A 22,385-nucleotide genomic window follows, 5' to 3' on the forward strand; every position below is an offset into this window, starting at 1 on the left:
TATATTATTTGTTATTTATTAATAATTAAAGTTATAATATGAAATAAGATATAGATGAGGAGTTGATAATGAATGAAATTTTTATCATTCAAATACAATAACGCTGAATCATATGGCGTTAAAGTAAAGCGTGAAGACGCTGTATGGGATTTAAAACAAATTTTTGCTGAATTTGGTGAAGGAGACTTCCATCCACAAACGTTACTTGAAGGTTTACAACAAAATCAAACACTTGATTTCCAAGAACAAGTACGTAAAGCAGTAGTAGCTGTTGAAAATAGTGGAAAAGCAGATCAGTATAAATTCTCATTTAATGATATTGAATTTTTACCTCCTGTAACACCACCGAACAATGTTATTGCTTTTGGTCGTAACTATAAAGATCATGCCTCTGAGTTAAATCATGAAGTGCAACGTTTATATGTGTTCACTAAAGCAGCTTCTTCTTTAACTGGTGATAACGCAACAATTCCAAATCATAAAGATATTACAGATCAGTTAGATTACGAAGGTGAATTAGGTATTGTTATCGGTAAATATGGCGAAAAGATTCCTAAAGGCTTAGCACTAGATTATGTTTATGGCTATACCATTATTAACGATATTACAGACCGCACTGCTCAAAATGCACAAGATCAAGCATTCTTATCTAAAAGTTTAACAGGTGGTTGCCCAATGGGACCATATATTGTTACTAAAGATGAATTACCTACTCCAGAAAATGTTAATATTGTCACTAAAGTAAATAATGAAATTCGCCAAGATGGAAATACTAGTCAAATGATTAATAAAATTGATGACTTAATTCAAGAAATTTCTAAATATGTTGCTTTACATCCAGGCGATATCATTGCAACCGGTACCCCAGCGGGTGTAGGAGCTGGATTACAACCACCAAAATTCTTACAACCAGGTGATGAAGTTAAAGTCACTATTGATAACATTGGTACTTTGACAACTTATATTGCCAAACAATAATGCTAGTTATGTTTAAAGCGAGAGAAGCTAATGCTTCTCTTCTTTTTTAATTTTAATACTTAAAAAGTGAAAATGTGTTATGATAATTGAAAGAAAGTGATTATAAATATTGGAGGTAATCAAGTCTTGTTACATATGCATATTGTGAGTTGGGTTTTAACCATTGTGTTATACATTATTGCATTTTTACACATTTCAAAATCACAAGGACCAACACCAACTTTTAAATCATTACATATGGGGCTTAGAGTCTTTATGCTCCTTACATTATTCTCAGGATTCTGGGAATTAATTGAAGAGTTTATGGCAGCGAGTCATGGTGAGGGTGGCAACCACATGCTTCTTACTTTAAAAATGTTATGTGGCTTAGGTGTTGTTGCTTTAATGGAAGTATCATTAGCTAAAAGAAAAAAACATGCACCTAGTCATGGCTTATTTTGGGCAACAATTATTTTAATTATTATTACTATGGCTCTTGGAATTATCTTACCATGGGGCCCATTATCTAAAATGTTCGGTTTAAGTTAAGTAAAAAGAATCGTTTGAGTGTCTACTCAAACGATTCTTTTTATATATTGCGTGCTTTGTAACCAATCATATTGATTAAATCTTTAGGATGACTATAAGGAGGCGCATAGGCAACTTCAAATTCAACCAATTCATCTACTGTAAGTTGATTCATCATAGCCATTGATAAAATATCAATGCGTTTATCGGCGCCTTGTTTTCCAACTGCTGCGGCGCGTAATAATCGTCTATTGTCTTTATTAAAATAGACACGTAAGTGTAGGGGTGTATTACCTGGGTAATATTCTGCGTGTGCACCAGACTTAATCTCAACCATCTCATAATTAAATAGACTTAATTCTTCAGGTTTTATTCCTACGCTCGCAAAAGTGTAGTCAAAAAATTTTACAATATTTGAACCAAGAAAACCTTTAAATGTAATATTTTTATTACCTGAGAGTTGTTCTGCTATAATATTTGCTGCACGATGAGCGCCCCAAGCTAAAGGTACTTGAGCATTCATATTTACATGGCGATAATGTGAGGTGATGACATCACCTAGAGCATAAATATCAGGTATATTTGTTTTAAAGCAATCATCAACAGGAATAAATCCTTTTTTATCTATATGAATATTTGATGAACGTAAAAATGATGAATTAGGATGAGTTCCTATCCCTTCAATAATAATATCGAAATCTTCACGTATACCAGATTTAAAATAAACAGTATGCGCTTGAATTGATTCAATTTCTTCATTTAATCTATATGAAATGTTTCTTTGATCAATTTCGCTAAAAATGGCTGCATTCATATCTTGGTCCATTAATTTATTGACTTTATCTGAACGATGAATCCATGTCACATCAAGACCACGTTGATAAAGATTTTCTAATACTTCTAATGAAATGTAACCAGCACCGACAACTAATGCTCGTTTAGCTTTATGACGAGTAATATATTGATCAATTTGGTCCATATCTTCTGCATTTCTTAGAGTGAAAGTAAAGTCATTGGTAAATCCAAGAGTATTCGCACTAGCACCAGGACTTAAAATTAATTTGTCATAAGTTTCATCGAATGTTTCGCCTGTTTGATGATTCAATACACGTACAACATGTTGTTGATCGTTGACTCCAATTACTTCATGATGTGTTTTAACTACAATATTTTTCTTCTCTTTAAAAACGTCTGGTGTAATAGGCAATATTTGATGACGATCAGAAACGAGATGTCCAATATAGTAAGGTAAACCACAATTAGCAAAACTCATATCTCGATCTTTTTCAAAAATGATAATGTCACTTTCTTTATCTAAGCGACGAATTTGACTCGCACATGTTGCGCCCCCAGCAACAGCACCAACTATAATAATTTTAGTCATACATATCCTCCATAACTAAGAAGTAAACAAGTAAGATACAATTATAATCTTTAGAATCTTACTTTAAGTACTCTCATTTTTATTATTGATAAGGTATTTCTAGCTTGAAAAATTCATTTAGGTAACGCCCAATTCCATCTTCGTTATTAGAATAAGTGATATGATTAGCGATATGTTTTAAATCATCTAAACCATTGTCCATAGCAATTCCGTATTGAGCATATTTAATCATTTCTAAATCATTATCTTCATCTCCAAATGCAATAATATTAGAAGAATCTATATTTAAATATGATTTAACATAGTCAATGCCACGAGCTTTACTAATACCTCGTTTTACGATTTCAATAACAGGAAAGGGTGCACCCCAACGACGATGTTCAATATTTTCAGCATAAAAACGAGTTAACATTTGTTTAATACGTGTGATATTCACTTCTTCAGCTTCCACTAATATGGAAGTTGGAGATTCATCAAGTTTTTCTAATAAATTGCCTGTTTGAATTTTAGGATTACCCATTGAAAAACCTTCAAATAATCGAGGATCATGATTATTGATAAAGACACTGTCTCTAACTTCAGCAATAATATTTGTAACATTAGCTTTTTGAAGAGCCTCTATAATACTTCTAGCGATATCTACATCTAATACCTCATGTTTGGTTTCAAAGTCATCTGCTTTTGGATGATGAACGTAGGCACCATTAAAATTAACAATAGGTGTATTCATATTAAGTTCATGATAATATATTTGGCTTGCACGATAAGGACGTCCAGTTGCAATCATTAAGTAATGACCTTGTTTTTGTAAAGAAGTTAAAACTTTTTTTGTATAATCACTAATTTCTTTATTATCATTTAATAATGTTCCATCTAAATCTAAACAAATTAAATAAGGTTTCATAAATATCTCCTTGCATTACGGTTCATAAATATTAGTTTATTTGTATCATAGCATTTTATTGGCGTTTTGTCGGATATTTGATATATTAGTGTAAAGATAATTATGGAGAGGTGATACTAATGGAAGAAGCATTAAAAGATAGTATCCTTGGCGCTTTGGAAATGGTAATTGACCCTGAATTAGGTATAGACATTGTTAATTTAGGTTTAGTATATAAAGTAAACGTTGATGATGAAGGATTATGTACTGTAGAAATGACACTTACATCTATGGGCTGTCCACTTGGGCCACAAATCATCGATCAAATTAAGACAGTATTAGCCGAAATTCCAGAGATTCAAGATACAGAAGTTAATATTGTTTGGAATCCGCCATGGAATAAAGATATGATGTCTAGATATGCAAAAATCGCATTAGGCGTTGGATAAATTTAAGCGAGCTCGATAGCATTAATGTATGAAGCTATTTATTATGAAGCGCTAGATACAATATTTAATAGAGAGTAGGGGATGAATTTTTCTTCTACTCTCTTTTTTAATATATAAGAATGTGACAATTTTATTTTTAAATGAGTAAAAAAGAAATGACACAATTGTAATATAAATTGAATTTACTTCTAGGTTATACTACAATACATAAGACTTATATCTTAGGAAAAGTATAATTTTCAACAATTAAGAATTAATCAATGAAAATGAATTTATATTTTATTTAATTGTATATCAAGTTTTCAGTCAACTTAGTATAAAACACAGAATCATATTATACAGTGTATTAAATTCATAGACTATAGAATGACCAATCATACATATAAACTTCTATAATTAACTTTATTGTTATTCTGATTTTAGTGCTTTTATATCTAATGAATTTATTGAAAATTTATTATTTAATAGGGAAAGAATGTGAACAATGAAACAAAATTTAGAAAAGGGCGTGCATGATAAAACAAAAATGCGCTATATGCCTGGTTTAGATGGTCTAAGAGCAATTGCCGTATTAGGCATCGTTATATATCATTTGAATAGAAAGTGGCTAACTGGAGGTTTTATTGGTGTAGATACTTTCTTCGTTATTTCAGGATATTTAATTACAAGTTTACTTTTGAGAGAGTATGAAGAAAAAGGAATTATTAATCTTAAACAATTTTGGATTAGACGCATAAAACGTCTACTGCCAGCGGTGATAGCTTTATTAATAACAGTAGGTATTGCAACCTTATTATTTGAACCTCAACAAATTATTAGAGTTAAACATGATATTATTGCAGCGCTATTTTATGTTTCAAATTGGTGGTATATCGCTAAAGACGTTAACTATTTTGAACAATTTTCATTCATGCCTCTTAAACATTTATGGTCTCTTGCTATCGAAGAACAATTTTATTTATTTTTCCCATTCATTTTAGTGATATTATTACTTACGATTAAAAAATATCGTAATGTGACACTTATATTTTGGATAGTATCATTGGCCTCTTTATTAGAAATGGTCATTATATCACAACCAAATGTGGGATATTCGCGTGTTTATTTTGGTACAGATACTCGTTTACAAACATTATTATTAGGCGTCATATTGGCGTTTGTTTGGCCACCATTTAAATTAAAAGCTAATCCACCACAACGATTACGTCGTGCAATAGATGGAATTGGTATAGGTAGCCTACTTATCTTAATTATTTTATTCTTTACTGTTAACGACGATAGTGATTGGATATACAATGGTGGGTTTTATTTGATATCTTTAGTGACATTATTTGTTATTGCAAGTGTCGTTCACCCATCTACAATGATTGCTAAATTTCTAGGACATCCTTTGTTAGTGCATATCGGAAAACGTTCATATAGTTTATACTTATGGCATTTCGCCGTCATTAGTTTTCTACATATACATTTTGTTGATGGTCAATTACCAATATATGTATATATCTTAGATATACTATTAACTGTGGTGTTTGCGGAATTATCTTATCGTTATATTGAAACACCATTTAGACGTGAAGGGTTAAGCGCATTTTCTTTTGACCGATTACGTAGACCTAAATTTATAAGAACAATAGTTACTATCATAGCTGTGATTCCATTGCTATTAATATTTATGGGTGCATTTGATCGATTTGGAAAAGATGAAATTGCAAATAAAGCAAACAGTTTTAATACAAGTACTGCTGATAAATATTTAGTTAAAATGATGCCCGGTGAAAATATTAAGTTAAATGGACAAACAAGTAAGAGTGAGAATAAAGATAAAGTTTACACCAATATCAGCCCATTACTTATTGGCGATTCAGTTATGGTAGATATTGGTGAAGAATTTAAATCTCAAGTTCCTAAAGCAACTATAGATGGTAAAGTAGGTCGCCATTTACAAGAAGCTTTGATAGTTGCAAATAATTATACTAATTATAATAAACCATCAAATCAAGTTGTATTAGAACTTGGTACAAATGGAGATTTTACTCAAGATGAGCTTGACCAACTTATTAGTAAATTTGGTAAAGCCAAAATATATTTAGTTAATACAAGGGTACCGAGAAGCTGGCAAGATAATGTAAATAAACAACTTTCAGACGCAGCTAAACGACATAAAAATGTTGTTTTAGTAGACTGGTATAAACGTTCTGCCGGTCATACTGAATATTTTGCATCTGATGGTGTGCACTTAGAACATAGTGGGGTACAAGCATTGTCGGACGAAATACTAAAAAATATGACTAAAAAATAAATAATTAAAAAGGATTAACTAGTTGAGGATGCTCACAAAGTTAATCCTTTTTTAACATTTATGAAAAAATTAAGGTAACAATGTTTAAATAGTAAGGTGATATGATAAATAATGAGTGAAACGTAAATAAATACTTGATATGATAGGATTTATTGAATTGTTAAAAAGATGAGTAAAAGTGTTGATTAATTAGCAAAGAAGGTCTATAATGTAATTAAGGTCAAAGAAAGTCAAAGTCAAACAAAGAAGTATTTGACCATACTCTTATACAAAAAGTAGGGGTGAATAAATTTGGATATCAATCAAATGACTTATAAAGTACAAGAAGCTTTGCAAAAAGCAATTGAATTAAGTAAAGAAAATGAATTACAAAATATTGAAATTGAAGCAATACTAAAAGGAACTTTAGAAGAAGACGAAAGCTTGTTTAAAAGTATTTTAGAACGTGCAAATATAGACACTGATCAATTAAATCAAGCGTATAGTGAAAAATTGAAACACTATCCATCAGTACAAGGAGATAATGTGCAATATGGACAATATATTGGCTCAAAAGCAAACGAATTATTAAATAAAGCTGAGTCATATATGAAAGAATATGAAGATGAATATATCTCAATGGAGCATATTTTACGTGCTGCTATGGATATTGATGAAACAACACAACAATTTGTAGGAAATAAAGAAGAAGTAGTCAAAGAAATTATTACTAAAGTTAGAGGGGGAAATCATGTGACTTCTCAAAATCCAGAAGTAAATTATGAAGCTTTAGAGAAATATGGTAGAGATTTAGTAGAAGAAGTTCGCCAAGGCAAAATGGATCCAGTTATTGGTAGAGATGAAGAAATCCGTAATACCATTCGAATTTTAAGCCGTAAAACTAAAAATAACCCAGTATTAATTGGAGAGCCTGGTGTAGGTAAAACTGCAATTGTAGAAGGATTAGCACAACGTATTGTGCGTAAAGATGTGCCAGAATCATTGCTAGATAAAACTATTTTCGAATTAGATTTAAGTGCATTAGTTGCAGGTGCAAAATTTAGAGGTGAATTTGAAGAACGTCTTAAAGCAGTACTTAAAGAAGTGAAAGAATCAGATGGACGTATTATCCTATTTATTGATGAAATTCACATGTTAGTTGGTGCTGGTAAAACAGATGGTGCAATGGATGCTGGTAATATGTTAAAACCAATGTTAGCTCGTGGTGAATTGCATTGTATTGGTGCTACAACATTGAATGAATATCGAGAATATATTGAAAAAGATTCAGCCTTAGAACGTCGATTCCAAAAAGTAGGTGTAAGTGAACCTGACGTAGAAGATACAATTTCAATCTTACGTGGTTTAAAAGAACGCTATGAAGTTTATCATGGTGTGCGTATTCAAGACCGTGCTTTAGTAGCAGCAGCAGAATTATCAGATCGTTATATTACTGATCGATTCTTACCAGATAAAGCAATTGATTTAGTCGACCAAGCATGTGCCACTATCCGAACAGAAATGGGATCAAATCCAACTGAATTAGACCAAGTTAATCGCCGTGTCATGCAATTAGAAATTGAAGAAAGTGCATTGAAAAATGAATCAGATAATGCAAGTAAACATCGATTAGAAGAATTACAAGAAGAACTTTCAAATGAAAAAGAAAAACAAACGTCATTACAATCTCGTGTAGAACAAGAAAAAGAAAAAATCGCGAAAGTTCAAGAAAAACGTGCTGAATTAGATCGTAGTCGTCAAGCTTTAGAAGATGCGCAAACAGAAAGTAATTATGAAAAAGCGGCAGAATTACAATATGGTACGATTCCACAATTAGAAAAAGAATTAAAAGAATACGAAGAAGCTTTCCATGATGAACAAGGCGATAATGAACGCATGATTCGCGAAGTTGTTTCTGATGAGGAAATTGGAGATATTGTAAGCCAATGGACAGGTATTCCAGTTTCTAAATTAGTCGAAACAGAAAGAGAAAAATTATTAAATTTAAGTGATATCTTACATGAACGTGTCGTAGGGCAAGATAAAGCGGTAGATCTTGTGTCAGATGCTGTAGTGAGAGCACGTGCAGGTATAAAAGACCCTAATCGTCCAATAGGTAGTTTCTTATTCTTAGGTCCAACTGGTGTAGGTAAAACAGAATTAGCTAAATCACTCGCTTCATCACTATTCGATTCTGAAAAACATATGATTCGTATTGACATGAGTGAATATATGGAAAAACATTCTGTTTCTAGATTAATTGGTGCGCCTCCTGGTTATGTAGGCCATGATGAAGGTGGTCAATTAACTGAAGCGGTAAGACGTAACCCATATTCAGTTATTCTACTCGACGAAGTTGAAAAAGCGCATAGTGATGTATTCAACGTGTTACTTCAAATTTTAGATGAAGGGCGTTTAACTGATTCTAAAGGTCGTAGCGTAGATTTCAAAAATACAATTATTATCATGACAAGTAATATCGGTTCACAAATATTATTAGAAAATGTTAAAGATTCTGGTGAAATTACTGAAAGCACTGAAAAAGCAGTTATGGATAGTTTACATGCATTCTTTAAACCAGAAATCTTAAACCGTATGGATGATATTGTATTATTTAAACCATTATCTATAAATGATATGAGTATGATTGTAGATAAAATTTTAACTCAATTAAATATTCGATTAATGGATCAACGTATTTCAATTGAAGTATCAGACGAAGCTAAAAAATGGTTAGGTGAAGAAGCATACGAACCACAATTTGGTGCTAGACCACTTAAACGTTTTGTACAACGTCAAATTGAAACACCACTCGCTCGTATGATGATTAAAGAAAATATGCCAGAAGGTACAAAAGTAAATGTTGATCTTAACGATAGTCAAGAATTAACATTTGATGTACAAAAACCTTTAGCTGAATAGTATATAAAAAGGCATTGGAAAGCAAAGCTTTCCAATGCCTTTTCTTATTATTAAACTTGTTAAGAGCGTTATATTACTCCAAACACGTAATGCAATACCATTTAGACGTCTCTATTCCCTTTACGAGCGAAATCATTAGGTTTAATCATAGCACTTAAAATGGCAATAGCAATGGTAATGATGATTGCAATAATAATTGGTTTAATCACATCTAGACTGCCGCCACCATTTAAACTATTAAGTACAAAGTTAACCATTTGTGTTAAGATTAACGCCCAAATAAAAGTTACGAGGTATTTCATATATATGACCTCCAATTTATATATATTATCATTTTAAAGTAAAGTGAATTATTTGTATAGTATTAGTAGAGAATGTATAAAAATTTGTACCAATTTTTATATGAGTTATTGACTCGTGACTGTTTAACAAAATCGTTTAATAAAGTTTAACTACTTGAGTTAGATTTAAAAAGTATGTTAAATTAATACCTGGTATTAAAAAATGAAGTGAGAAGGTGTACGTTCATGAACGTAGGTATAAAAGGTTTTGGTGCTTATGCGCCTGAGAGAGTAGTCGATAACGCCTATTTTGAAGGTTTTTTAGATACGTCTGATGAATGGATTTCAAAAATGACTGGTATTAAAGAAAGACGTTGGTCTCGTGACGATCAAGATACGTCAGACTTAGCATATGAAGCAAGTAAGAAAGCAATTGAAGATGCTGGTATTAAACCGAATGATATAGATATGATTATTGTAGCTACAGCAACTGGAGATATGCCATTTCCATCTGTAGCTAATATACTACAAGAAAAATTAGGTACTGGTAAAGTGCCTACTATGGATCAACTTGCTGCATGCTCAGGTTTCATGTATTCAATGATTACTGCAAAACAATATGTTCAATCTGGAGACTATAAAAATATTCTAGTAGTGGGTGCGGATAAATTATCCAAAATCACTGACTTAACTGATCGTTCAACTGCTGTATTATTTGGAGACGGTGCAGGTGCAGTAGTCATTGGTGAAGTCTCAGAAGGACGAGGTATTATTAGCTATGAAATGGGCTCAGATGGGTCAGGTGGAAAATACTTATATTTAAATAAAGAGACTGGTAAACTAGTAATGAATGGACGCGAAGTTTTTAAATTCGCTGTAAGAATTATGGGCGAAGCGTCTACACGTGTAGTTGAAAAAGCTGGTTTAGAATCTGATGATATTGATATGTTTATACCACATCAAGCAAATATCAGAATTATGGAATCAGCACGTGAAAGATTGGGTATTGAAAGAGAAAAAATGAGTGTTTCAGTTAACCGTTTTGGAAACACGTCAGCTGCTTCGATTCCTTTAAGTATTCAACAAGAGTTAGAAAATGGAAGAATTAAAGATGATGACACTTTAGTACTCGTAGGTTTCGGTGGCGGCCTAACATGGGGCGCTATGGTAATCAAATGGGGTAAATAGGAGGATTTAATGTATGACTGAAAACAAAAGAGTGGTAATTACAGGCATGGGTGCATTATCACCTATTGGAAACGATGCCCAAACAAATTGGGAAAATGCCTTAAAAGGTGTCAATGGAATTGATACAATTACACGCGTTGATACTGAAGAATATAACGTTCACTTAGCAGGTGAATTAAAAGACTTTAATATTGAAGATCATATTTCGAAAAAAGATGCGCGTCGCATGGATCGTTTTACACAATATGCAGTAGTAGCGGCAAGACAAGCTGTAGAAGATGCTAATTTAACTATCAATGACGATAATGCTAATCGTATCGGTGTATGGATTGGTTCAGGTATTGGTGGAATGGAAACATTTGAAGTTGCACATACAATACTGAAGAATAAGGGACCAAGAAGAGTTAGTCCTTTCTTTGTTCCAATGCTTATTCCTGACATGGCTACTGGCCAAGTTTCAATTGATTTAGGTGCAAAAGGACCTAATGGTTCAACTGTTACTGCTTGCGCCACAGGTACAAATTCTATCGGTGAAGCATTTAAAATCATTCAAAGAGGTGCTGCTGATGCTATGATTACTGGGGGTACTGAAGCACCTATTACGCATATGGCACTTGCAGGATTCAGTGCAAGTCGTGCATTATCAACAAACGATGATAAAGAAACAGCTTGTCGTCCTTTCCAAGAAGGACGTGATGGATTTATCATGGGTGAAGGCGCTGGTATCTTAGTCATTGAATCATTAGAATCAGCACAAACACGTGGCGCACAAATTTACGCTGAAATTGTAGGATATGGTTCAACTGGAGATGCTTATCACATTACTGCACCAGCACCTGAAGGCGAAGGTGGTTCTCGTGCAATGCAAGCGGCTTTAGATGATGCAGGTATTGAAGCTAAAGATATTCAATACTTAAATGCACATGGTACAAGTACGCCAGTAGGTGACTTGTATGAAATTAAAGCGATTAAAAATACATTTGGAGATGCAGCTAAAAACTTAAAAATTAGTTCAACTAAATCGATGACAGGACATTTATTAGGTGCTACTGGGGGAATTGAAGCAATTTTCTCTGCATTATCTATTCGTGACTCTAAAGTTGCACCGACGATTCATGCAGATTCACCAGATCCAGAATGTGACTTAGATATTGTTCCTAATGAAGCACAAGATTTAGAAATTGAATATGCAATGAGTAATAGTCTAGGTTTCGGTGGACATAATGCAGTATTAGTATTTAAAAAGTTTAAAGATTAAAAATTAAGTTAAGAGTAGAAAACCATGCAATAATATGCATGGTTTTTTTACGTTTATAGAAAAATTGAAATAAGAATAGTCAAAATGAAGTAAAATGCACATAGTATTAGAGCTGGTAGTAACCATGTTGAAATGGTATAATGCTCTTTTTTTACTTGTTTTGGATTGAAAAAGTCATCGTTCTCTAAAGTTTTTTTCTTAGAGCGAGAAGCGAGTTGATAACGCATGCGTCTAAAACCAAAACTTGTAGCATCAAATATACCTTCTTGTACAAGGAGAATTAAAAATAACAATATAAATAATACAAGTGATATATAAAATAAGATATCAACAAATGAGATAAAGGAATGTTGAGTTACGAACATCCAAAGTAAAAAAGTAGATATGAGTGGCAAAAAGAGCCATATAAACCAAGTTTTAATATTGTTCATGTATACCTCCAACTTTCTTATCCATATAGTCTAATTTACTGTAAACTCACTATAAATAAAATCTAAAATATATATTCTTTTAAATAATATATATAAAAATTACACTTATATTAAGAAAATGTAAAATTATATTGCAATTTTATGTAAAAAGTATATATAATATGTATAAATATTTCTGAAAATTTTGAAGGGAATGTTAATTTTGAATATTTAGTAAAGGGGGACTGTATGATGACGCGATATATATTAAAACGTTTGGGATATATGGTTTTATCGTTATTTATTATCATCACAATTACATTTTTCTTAATGAAAATGATGCCTGGATCACCATTTAATGATGCTAAATTAAGCGCTGAGCAAAAAGCAATTTTAAACGAAAAATATGGATTAAACGATCCAGTAGCAGTGCAATATCTTCATTATTTAAAAAATGTAGTAACTGGAGATTTTGGCTATTCGTTCCAATATCATAATCAACCAGTTTGGTCATTAATTAGACCGAGATTGATTCCTTCTATGGAAATGGGTATTACTGCAATGATTATTGGAGTGATTTTAGGTTTAATTTTAGGCGTAGCGGCTGCTACGAAACAAAACACTTGGGTAGACTATACAACTACTGTTATTTCAGTTATAGCAGTATCAGTACCTTCATTCGTCTTAGCAGTACTATTACAATACGTTTTTGCAGTACGTTTAAGATGGTTTCCAGTGGCAGGATGGGAAGGATTTTCAACTGCAGTATTGCCTTCCTTAGCATTATCAGCAAGTGTAATGGCCACAGTAGCTCGTTATATTCGAGCTGAAATGATAGAGGTACTAAGTTCTGATTACATATTATTAGCAAGAGCTAAAGGTAACTCGCCGATAAGAGTCCTTTTTGGGCATGCATTAAGAAATGCATTAATTCCTATTATTACAATTATTGTTCCAATGTTAGCCGGTATTTTAACAGGGACTCTGACTATTGAAAATATCTTTGGTGTACCCGGTTTAGGGGACCAATTTGTTAGATCGATTACAACAAATGATTTCTCAGTTATTATGGCTACTACAATTTTATTTAGTACATTATTTATCGTTTCAATTTTTATCGTAGATATTCTTTATGGTGTAATTGATCCAAGAATCCGTGTACAAGGAGGTAAAAAATAATGCCTGAAAATTTTAATAAACCATTTGATGATCATTCAAATGCAGCGATGTCACATACCTCTGAGGGAGCGGTTGGGACGGATTTTGTTATTAGGGAACTCGATTTAAATAAAGAACCAGAAATACAACGTGAAAGTAAAAACTTCTGGCAAGATGCTTGGACACAGTTGAAAAGAAATAAACTAGCTATTGTCGGTTTGATTGGACTCATTTTAATTGTCATTCTTGCATTTGTAGGACCAGCATTTAGTAAACATGATTATGCCGAACAAGATGTTACTAGACGAAATTTACCTGCTAAAATTCCAGTACTAGATCAAGTATACTTTTTACCTTTTGATGGAACAGGAGCAGATGGTAAGAGCGCTTATAAAGAAGCGGGCGTGAAAGAAAACTTTTGGTTTGGTACAGATCAATTAGGTCGTGATCTTTGGACTAGAACATGGAAAGGTGCTCAAATTTCATTATTTATTGGCATTGTAGCTGCTGCACTAGATATCTTTATAGGGGTCGTTTATGGCGCTATTTCAGGATTTTTTGGGGGACGTATTGACAATGTGATGCAACGTATTTTAGAAATTATAGCATCTATTCCTAATCTTATTATTGTTATTTTATTTGTATTGATATTTGAACCATCTATTTGGACGATTATTTTAGCTATGTCTATCACCGGATGGTTAGGTATGAGTAGAGTAGTGCGTGGTGAATTTTTAAAACTAAAAAGTCAAGAATTTGTAATGGCTTCAAGAACATTGGGAGCTTCAAAATTTAAATTAATTTTTAAACATATTTTACCAAATACACTAGGTGCCATTGTAGTAACATCTATGTTTACTGTACCAAGTGCAATTTTTTTCGAAGCATTTTTAAGCTTTATTGGTATAGGGGTACCTGCACCGAAAACATCACTTGGTTCACTCGTAAATGATGGACGAGCAATGTTGTTAATACACCCACATGAATTATTTATTCCAGCTACAGTATTAAGTTTATTAATCTTATTCTTTTACTTATTTAGTGACGGATTACGCGATGCATTTGATCCAAAAATGCGTAAATAACAAAGGAGGCAAAATCTATGTCAGAAAGAGTGTTAGAAGTCAACAACTTGCATGTTTCCTTTGATATTACTGCCGGGGAAGTGCAAGCGGTTAGAGGAGTAGATTTCTTTTTAAATAAAGGGGAAACATTAGCGATTGTCGGAGAATCAGGCTCTGGCAAATCTGTAACAACAAAAGCAATTACAAAATTGTTCCAGGGGGATACAGGGAGAATTAAAAAAGGGACAATTAATTTTTTAGGGGAAGATTTAGCAATTAAATCTGAAAAAGAATTAAACAAACTTCGTGGTAAAGATATTTCTATGATATTTCAAGATCCTATGACGTCATTAAATCCTACGATGCAAATTGGTAAGCAAGTCATGGAACCTTTAATAAAACATCGTCATTATAGTAAATCTGAAGCAAAGAAACGTGCACTTGAGATTTTAAATTTAGTAGGACTGCCTAATGCAGAAAAAAGATTTAAAGCATATCCCCATCAATTTTCTGGGGGACAACGTCAAAGAATTGTTATTGCAACTGCCTTGGCATGCGAACCTAAAATTTTAATTGCAGATGAACCAACGACAGCACTTGATGTAACAATGCAAGCACAGATTTTAGATTTAATGAAAGAATTACAACAAAAAATTGAAACATCTATTATATTTATTACACATGACTTAGGGGTAGTAGCAAATGTGGCTGATAGAGTGGCTGTTATGTATGGCGGGCAAATGATTGAGACTGGACATGTCGATGAAATCTTCTATGATCCAAAACATCCATATACATGGGGATTATTATCTTCAATGCCTGATTTAACGACAAGTAACGAGACAGAGTTAATTGCAATTCCAGGTACCCCGCCTGATTTATTACATCCACCAAAGGGTGATGCATTTGCAAGACGTAGTCAATATGCACTAGACATTGACTTTAAGGAAGCACCACCATGGTTTAAAGTATCGCCTACTCATTATGTGAAATCATGGTTGTTAGACGAACGCGCTCCAAAAGTTGAACCGCCAGAAATGGTACAAAAGAGACAACGTCAAATGCCTAACAATTACGACAAACCACGTCGAGTAGAAAGGGTGTCGTTCAATGGAGAAGAGTAAAGAAGTATTATTAGAAATAAAAAATTTGAAGCAGTATTTTAATGAAGGCAAACGTAATGAAGTTAGAGCAATAGAAAATATTTCATTTAATATTTATAAGGGAGAAACATTGGGGTTAGTAGGAGAATCTGGATGTGGGAAATCTACAACTGGAAAAGCAATTATTAAACTAAATGATATTACAGATGGTGAAATTCTTTACGAAGGACAGGACATCCAGAAGATTACTAAAAGAAAAGAGTTATTAAATTTCAATAAGAAAATTCAAATGATTTTTCAAGATCCATATGCATCTTTAAACCCACGTCTAAAGGTCATGGATATTGTAGCAGAAGGTATTGATATTCATAAGTTAGCAAGTAATAAAAAAGATCGTAAACGTCGTGTATATGATTTGCTAGAAACAGTAGGTTTAAGTAAGGAACATGCGAATCGTTATCCTCACGAGTTCTCTGGTGGACAACGTCAACGTATAGGAATTGCTCGTGCGTTAGCTGTAGAACCTGAGTTTATTATTGCGGATGAGCCTATTTCTGCATTGGATGTGTCTATTCAAGCTCAAGTAGTGAATTTAATGCTGAAATTGCAAAAAGAACGAGGTATTACTTTCCTATTTATTGCCCATGATTTATCAATGGTTAAATATATTTCTGATCGTATAGCAGTAATGCATTTTGGAAAAATTGTAGAATTAGGAACGTCTGACGAAATTTATTATCATCCTTTACATGATTATACTAAATCACTGTTATCTGCGATTCCTCAACCTGATCCTGATAGTGAAAGAACAAGAAAACGAATTGTGTATGAAGAAGATGAATCTAAAAATGCAGAACGTAGACTGCAAGAAATTAGACCTAATCATTACGTTTTTGTAACAGATGAAGAAGCAGTACGTTTAAAAGAACAAGATCAAACTCATCTTCAACATAATTAAGTCTGAGGAAGGGAGGACAAGAATGTGAAGAAAAAATATAAATATTTAACGCTATTAGTTATTGTCACTTTAATACTATCAGCGTGTAGTAACAAAAAAAGTTTATATTCTGATGAAGGACAGGTATTCAGAAAAATAATTACTCAAGATATAACTACTTTAGATACAGCTCTTATTACAGATGCTGTTTCTAGCGATGTTGCTGGTCAAACTTTCGAAGGATTATATTCAATAGATAAAAATGATAAAGTAACTTTAGGTGTAGCAAAAGAAACACCACAAAAAAGTAATGGTGGTAAAACTCTGACTATCAATTTAAGAAAAGATGCAAAATGGTCAAACGGAGATCCTGTAACAGCGCATGACTTTGTTTATGCATGGAGAAAAGTTGTAGATCCAAAAACCGCCTCTGAATTTGCATATATAATGAGTGATATAAAAAATGCAGATTTAGTTAATACTGGAAAAAAACCATTAAATTCTTTAGGAATCAAAGCGTTAAATAAATATAAACTTCAAATTGATTTAGAAAGACCGGTACCGTACATAAATGAATTACTTGCTTTAAGTACTTTTTATCCACAAGATGCTAAAATTGCCAAAAAATATGGTAAAAAATATGGAACGAATGCTGAAAGAGCAGTTTATAATGGTCCATTCAAAGTTACTAATTGGCAGGTAGAAGATAAAATACAATTGGTTAAAAATAATCAATATTGGGATAAAAAAAATGTCAAATTAGATAAAGTAAATTATAAAGTTTTAAAAGATCAACAAGCTGGCGCTTCTTTATATGATACTAATTCAATCGATGATACAATCATCACGTCTGAACAAGTTGATAAATATAAAGGCAGTAAAGAATTAAACTATCGTTTAACTGCTGGTACTTTTTATATTAAAATGAATGAAAAAACAGTGCCTGAATTTAAAAATAAAAATTTGAGATTAGCTATTGCACAAGCTATCAATAAAAAAGGGTATGTAAAAACTGTTTTAAATGATGGGTCTCTTGCTTCAAATAATTTCACGGGAATAGGTACAGCGAAGACGCCTGACGGTAAAGACTTCGCAAGTACGGTTGAGTCTCCTTTAAAATATAATCCTAAGGTAGCAAAACAAAATTGGGAAAAGGCAAAAAAAGAATTAGGTAAAAAAGAGTTTGCATTTACAATGAATACGCAAGATACACCAGCTTCTAAAATAGCTGCAGAGTATATTAAATCTCAAATTGAATCAAACTTACCAGGCGTTACATTAAAAATTAAACAAATGCCATTTAAACAAAAAACCACTTTAGAATTAGCTAATAATTACGAAGCGACTTATTCAGGTTGGAGTCCAGATTATCCTGATCCAACAGCATTTTTAGAAACAATGACTAAGGATAATGCGCAAAATAATACTGATTGGGATAACAAAGAATATAACAGGCTTTTAAAAGAATCAAATAGTTCATTGTTACGTGAAACAGAAAAAAGAAATGAAGCGCTACAACGTGCGGAAAGTATCTTGCTTCATGATGCACCAGTAGCTCCTGTTTATCAAAAAGGTGAAGCACACTTAACTAATCCACAGGTCAAAGGATTACAGTATCATAAAATCGGTCCAGATACTACATTGAAACATGTATATATCGATAAATCAATTGATCGTGAAACAGGAAAAAAGAAAGATAACTAATTAAATATTCAAAAAAGTAATCTCAAGTTATAATACTTGGGGTTATTTTTATTTAAAAATTTAAATAATATAATTATCAGAAAATTCTTAAAATATATTTGTTAAATTTTATTTTAGAAGTAAAATAAGAAAAACATCATAGAATATACAGGAGGCTTGATATTAATGAAAGTAATTGGAAAGTATTTAATTCTTTTATTAGTAGCAATATTAGTATTGAGTGGATGTGGAAAAGGCGGAGGAAATTCTAAAGACGCTACTACATCTAAAACTGAAACATCTAATCATAAGGGTGGAGTATTAAATGTAGCTCTAAATGCTGCACCTTCAGGAACTTTATCATCTTTATTAAGTTCTGACGCTTCGGACTCATCAGTAGAAAATTATTTTAATGAGGTACTTATTAAACTTGATAAAAATTTAAAACCTAAGCCATATATTGCATCTTGGAAAGACATTGATTCAGGCAAAAAAATTAAATTTTCAATTAAAAAAGGAATTAAATGGCATGATGGTAATGAATTAACGATTGACGATTGGATTTATTCTTTAAATGTGTTAGCAGATAAAGACTATAATGGAAATTATTATCCAGTAGTTGAAAATATCGAGGGATCTAAAGAAAAACATGAAGGCCAAGCAGATTCAATTAGTGGTATTAAAAAAGTAGATAAATACACTATGGAAGTGACTTTCAAAGATAAAAAAGTTAATTATCTAGAAAATTTCTTTGCTGGACCTTTATTAAGTAAGAAATATTTAAGTGATGTTCCTGTAAAAGACCTAGCTAAGTCAGATAAGATTAGAAAACATCCAATAGGTATTGGACCATACAAAGTTAAAAAGGTAGTCCAAGGTGAAGCGGTACAATTGGAAAAATTTAATGACTACTGGCAAGGAAAACCAGGGTTAGACAAAATAAATTTAAAAGTAATTGATCAAACACAAATCGTTAAAGCTATGAAAAATGGTGAAATCGATATGACTGATAGTACTACTGGTAGTATTGCTCAAGAAGCTAAAAAATCAGGAGATGGAAAACTTAAAGTATTGTCAACTCCAGGCACAGATTATGCAGTAATAGGATTTGTATCTCATGATTATGATAAAGATAAAAATAAAACTGGAGCAGAACGTCCAAAATATAAAGAAAAAGAGCTTAGACAAGCAATGTTATACGCAATTGATAGAAAAAAATGGATAAAAGCGTTTTATCAAGGATATGGTAAAGAACTAAATAGCTTTGTACCATCAATTCATTGGATTGCAGCTAATCAAAAAGATTTAAATGACTATAACTTTGATCCAGAAAAAGCTAAAAAAATATTAGATAAATTAGGATATAAAGATAGAAATGGTGATGGGTTCAGAGAAGACCCTAATGGTAAACCATTTGAAATTAATTTAAAACACTATTCTGGATCAAATCCAACATTTGAACCTAGAACTGCAGCAATTAAAGATTTCTAGGAAAAAGTCGGTTTGAAAACGAATGTGAAAATGGTGGAATTTGGTAAATATAATGATGACTTAGCTCAAGCTTCTAAAGATATGGAAGTTTACTTTAGAACATGGACAGGTGGTTCTGATCCAGATCCTTCTGATTTATATCATTCTGATAGACCACAAAATGAAATGCGTACTACAGATAAAACTTCTGATAAATTATTAGATGATGCATTGGATTTCTCAAAAGTAGGAAATAATGATAAAAAACGTAAAAAAATATATCTAGAATGGCAAAAACATACTAATGATACACTACCAGCATTACCTATTGTTCAATTAGACACTCTAACTGTCGTTAATGACAAAGTGAAAAATGTGGACATTAAAATAGGATCAGATATGGATTTATATAAATTAACCAAAGAATGATTAGGATAAACCTCGACTTTAGTCGGGGTTTATTGATTGGAGTAAGCGATGGATAAATATTTATTAGAAATTAAAGATTTAGAAACTTCGATTAAAATTGAAAATAAATGGTATTCGACAATTGATCAGATATCTTTAAACTTAGAAAAAAATGAAATATTAGGTGTTGTGGGGGAATCGGGTTGTGGAAAATCTATACTTAATAAATCGGTTATTAGATTATTGCCTGATAGAATTTCAAAAATTACAAATGGAAAAGTCATATTTGATAGTAAAGATTTAACGAAAATAACAGAAAAAGAATATCAAAATATTCGTGGCAAAGAAATAGGTATGATCTTTCAGGAACCAATGACTGCATTAAACCCAGTTTTTAAAATTAAGGAACAAATTATTGAACCTATAAGTTTACATTTAAAAAAGAATAAAAAAGAAGCATATCAATTGGCAAAACAGTTATTAGAAGACGTTGGTATAGCAAGAGTAGAAGAAGTATTAAATAGTTATCCCCATCAACTATCAGGTGGAATGCGTCAAAGAGTGATGATTGCTATTGCCATTTCATGTAATCCTAAATTATTAATTGCAGATGAACCTACAACTGCCTTAGATGTTACGGTTCAAGCACAAATTCTAGATTTACTAAAGAAATTACAACAAAAAAATAAAATGGCTATTATTTTAGTAACTCATGATTTAAGTGTTGTATCTGAATTTTGTGATTCAGTCATGGTCATGTATGCTGGCCAAATTGTTGAATATGGAAATTTGAAAGACGTAATGGTGAATCCTAAACATCCATATACAAAAAAATTATTAAATACAATTCCAAAATTAGATGAAGATACTGAATATCTTGAAGTTATAGAGGGACTAGTTCCAAATATAACAGAATTTAATAATAAGCAATGTCGTTTTGTTAATAGATGCCCTAAAAAAATGAATATCTGTAGTCAATGCGAACCCAAGCTTCTAAATATAAATAATAGTAAGGTACGTTGTCATTTGTTCAATGATTAGAAAGGAAAAGAAATATGGATTACATCTTAGAAATACAGAATTTAAAAACATACTATTCTATTAAAAATGGTCTTTTTAAAAAGAATCAATATGTAAAAGCGGTAGATAATATCACATTAAAAATAAAAAAAGGACAAACATTTGGTTTAGTAGGTGAATCAGGTTGTGGGAAATCTACTCTTGGTAAGTCTGTTGTACGCTTAGAAAATATAACATCTGGCGATATTAAAATATGCGGTAGAAGTATTACTAAACTTAAAGGTAAAGAATTAAGAAATGCACGCAAAGATTTTCAGATGATTTTTCAAGATCCTTATGCATCTTTAAACCCTATGCAAATGGTTGGTGATATTGTAGGTGAACCCTTACTAAATTATCATCTTGTAGATAAAAAGAATTTGAAAGATGAAGTACTATACTTATTAAAATGTGTAGGTATGAGCGAAGATGCATATTATAAATATACTCACCAATTTTCAGGAGGACAGCGTCAAAGAATTGGAATTGCTAGAGCTTTAGCAATACGACCTAAGTTAATTGTTGCAGATGAACCTGTTAGTGCATTAGATGTATCAGTACAATCACAAGTTTTAAATCTATTGAAAAATTTACAAAAAGAATTTAGTCTCAGTTATCTCTTTATAGCACATGACTTAAGCGTTGTGAAACATATTAGTGATGTCATAGGCGTAATGTATCTAGGTCATTTGGTTGAAATAGCGGATAGCCATGAACTATATACTCATGCTTATCATCCATATACTAAAGCACTTATATCTTCAATCCCACAATTTAATAAACAAAAATCAAATAGAATTATTTTAAATGGAGAATTACCTTCTCCAAGTAATCCACCACAAGGATGTCCGTTTCACACTAGGTGTCCAATAGCAAAAAAAATATGTTCAGAAAAAAGACCTAAATTAAAAGAAATTAAGCCTAATCATTATGTTGCTTGTTTCTATAGCGAAGGAGGAGAGTGA

At 31.9% G+C, this 22,385-nt stretch carries 18 protein-coding genes and 1 pseudogene; 15 read left to right on the forward strand and 4 right to left on the reverse strand.

Annotated features, from left to right (window positions below; all coding sequences use genetic code 11):
* The first annotated feature begins 72 nt into the window (after positions 1–72).
* Both HMPREF2953_RS03260 and HMPREF2953_RS03265 read left to right on the forward strand, forming a co-directional pair.
* Positions 73–978 (forward strand): fumarylacetoacetate hydrolase family protein, encoded by a 906-nt coding sequence (locus tag HMPREF2953_RS03260; protein ID WP_002488350.1) that lies wholly within the window; start codon positions 73–75, stop codon positions 976–978.
* A gap of 126 nt (positions 979–1,104) precedes the next feature.
* A complete protein-coding gene (locus tag HMPREF2953_RS03265; RefSeq protein WP_002448252.1) occupies positions 1,105–1,506 on the forward strand; it encodes a YisL family protein in 402 nt (133 codons plus the stop codon).
* Between the two features lie 40 nt (positions 1,507–1,546).
* On the opposite strand, the gene HMPREF2953_RS03270 is transcribed toward HMPREF2953_RS03265, so the two are convergent.
* Entirely contained in the window at positions 1,547–2,869 is a 1,323-nt protein-coding gene (locus HMPREF2953_RS03270; RefSeq protein WP_002488331.1) for a CoA-disulfide reductase, read from the reverse strand.
* Between the two features lie 82 nt (positions 2,870–2,951).
* Positions 2,952–3,773 carry a Cof-type HAD-IIB family hydrolase gene (locus HMPREF2953_RS03275; protein ID WP_002455535.1) on the reverse strand — a complete coding sequence of 274 codons (822 nt, stop codon included), beginning with the start codon at positions 3,771–3,773 and terminating at the stop codon, positions 2,952–2,954.
* A 119-nt stretch (positions 3,774–3,892) separates the two neighbouring features.
* Between HMPREF2953_RS03275 and HMPREF2953_RS03280 the strand changes: the two genes are divergently transcribed.
* From HMPREF2953_RS03280 to clpB, 3 genes are all read left to right on the forward strand, one after another.
* The gene (locus HMPREF2953_RS03280) at positions 3,893–4,201 is read left to right on the forward strand and encodes a metal-sulfur cluster assembly factor (protein ID WP_002448080.1); all 309 of its coding nucleotides are present in this window, start codon (positions 3,893–3,895) and stop codon (positions 4,199–4,201) included.
* A 484-nt stretch (positions 4,202–4,685) separates the two neighbouring features.
* Positions 4,686–6,500, forward strand: coding sequence for an acyltransferase family protein (locus HMPREF2953_RS03285; RefSeq protein WP_070671758.1), 1,815 nt, complete (start codon positions 4,686–4,688; stop codon positions 6,498–6,500).
* A 291-nt stretch (positions 6,501–6,791) separates the two neighbouring features.
* Positions 6,792–9,401, forward strand: a complete 2,610-nt coding sequence (gene clpB, locus HMPREF2953_RS03290; protein WP_070508350.1) for an ATP-dependent chaperone ClpB — start codon at positions 6,792–6,794, stop codon at positions 9,399–9,401.
* Positions 9,402–9,502: 101 nt separating this feature from the next.
* Here the strand turns inward: clpB and HMPREF2953_RS03295 are convergent, their stop codons facing one another.
* Positions 9,503–9,703, reverse strand: a complete 201-nt coding sequence (locus tag HMPREF2953_RS03295; RefSeq protein WP_002448243.1) for a DUF2929 family protein — start codon at positions 9,701–9,703, stop codon at positions 9,503–9,505.
* Between the two features lie 225 nt (positions 9,704–9,928).
* Between HMPREF2953_RS03295 and HMPREF2953_RS03300 the strand changes: the two genes are divergently transcribed.
* Positions 9,929–10,870 (forward strand): beta-ketoacyl-ACP synthase III, encoded by a 942-nt coding sequence (locus HMPREF2953_RS03300; protein ID WP_002488368.1) that lies wholly within the window; start codon positions 9,929–9,931, stop codon positions 10,868–10,870.
* Positions 10,871–10,883: 13 nt separating this feature from the next.
* Positions 10,884–12,128 carry a beta-ketoacyl-ACP synthase II gene (gene fabF / locus HMPREF2953_RS03305; protein WP_002488382.1) on the forward strand — a complete coding sequence of 415 codons (1,245 nt, stop codon included), beginning with the start codon at positions 10,884–10,886 and terminating at the stop codon, positions 12,126–12,128.
* A gap of 53 nt (positions 12,129–12,181) precedes the next feature.
* Here the strand turns inward: fabF and HMPREF2953_RS03310 are convergent, their stop codons facing one another.
* Entirely contained in the window at positions 12,182–12,559 is a 378-nt protein-coding gene (locus HMPREF2953_RS03310; protein WP_049335147.1) for a DUF3899 domain-containing protein, read from the reverse strand.
* A gap of 231 nt (positions 12,560–12,790) precedes the next feature.
* Between HMPREF2953_RS03310 and opp3b the strand changes: the two genes are divergently transcribed.
* The 8 genes and pseudogenes from opp3b (at position 12,791) to HMPREF2953_RS03350 (ending at position 22,385) form a co-directional block, all read left to right on the forward strand.
* The gene (gene opp3b / locus HMPREF2953_RS03315) at positions 12,791–13,717 is read left to right on the forward strand and encodes an oligopeptide ABC transporter permease (RefSeq protein ID WP_037554449.1); all 927 of its coding nucleotides are present in this window, start codon (positions 12,791–12,793) and stop codon (positions 13,715–13,717) included.
* A complete protein-coding gene (gene opp3C, locus HMPREF2953_RS03320) occupies positions 13,717–14,781 on the forward strand; it encodes an oligopeptide ABC transporter permease (RefSeq protein ID WP_070671759.1) in 1,065 nt (354 codons plus the stop codon). Before opp3b ends, opp3C begins: the two co-directional genes overlap by 1 nt.
* A 17-nt stretch (positions 14,782–14,798) precedes the next feature.
* Entirely contained in the window at positions 14,799–15,884 is a 1,086-nt protein-coding gene (locus HMPREF2953_RS03325) for an ABC transporter ATP-binding protein (RefSeq protein ID WP_070671761.1), read from the forward strand.
* Entirely contained in the window at positions 15,871–16,821 is a 951-nt protein-coding gene (locus tag HMPREF2953_RS03330; RefSeq protein ID WP_070671763.1) for an ABC transporter ATP-binding protein, read from the forward strand. The genes HMPREF2953_RS03325 and HMPREF2953_RS03330 overlap by 14 nt, the downstream gene beginning before the upstream one ends.
* 24 nt (positions 16,822–16,845) lie before the next feature.
* Positions 16,846–18,504: a peptide ABC transporter substrate-binding protein gene (locus HMPREF2953_RS03335; protein ID WP_070671764.1), complete on the forward strand. Its 1,659-nt coding sequence runs from the start codon at positions 16,846–16,848 to the stop codon at positions 18,502–18,504.
* Between the two features lie 165 nt (positions 18,505–18,669).
* Positions 18,670–20,382, forward strand: a pseudogene (gene opp4A / locus HMPREF2953_RS03340) (oligopeptide ABC transporter substrate-binding protein).
* 48 nt (positions 20,383–20,430) lie between these two features.
* Positions 20,431–21,402, forward strand: coding sequence for an ABC transporter ATP-binding protein (locus tag HMPREF2953_RS03345; RefSeq protein WP_070671767.1), 972 nt, complete (start codon positions 20,431–20,433; stop codon positions 21,400–21,402).
* Positions 21,403–21,416: 14 nt separating this feature from the next.
* The gene (locus HMPREF2953_RS03350) at positions 21,417–22,385 is read left to right on the forward strand and encodes an ABC transporter ATP-binding protein (protein ID WP_070671769.1); all 969 of its coding nucleotides are present in this window, start codon (positions 21,417–21,419) and stop codon (positions 22,383–22,385) included.

This window comes from Staphylococcus sp. HMSC072E01 (genome assembly GCF_001814125.1).
Taxonomy (GTDB): Bacteria; Bacillota; Bacilli; order Staphylococcales; family Staphylococcaceae; genus Staphylococcus; species Staphylococcus hominis.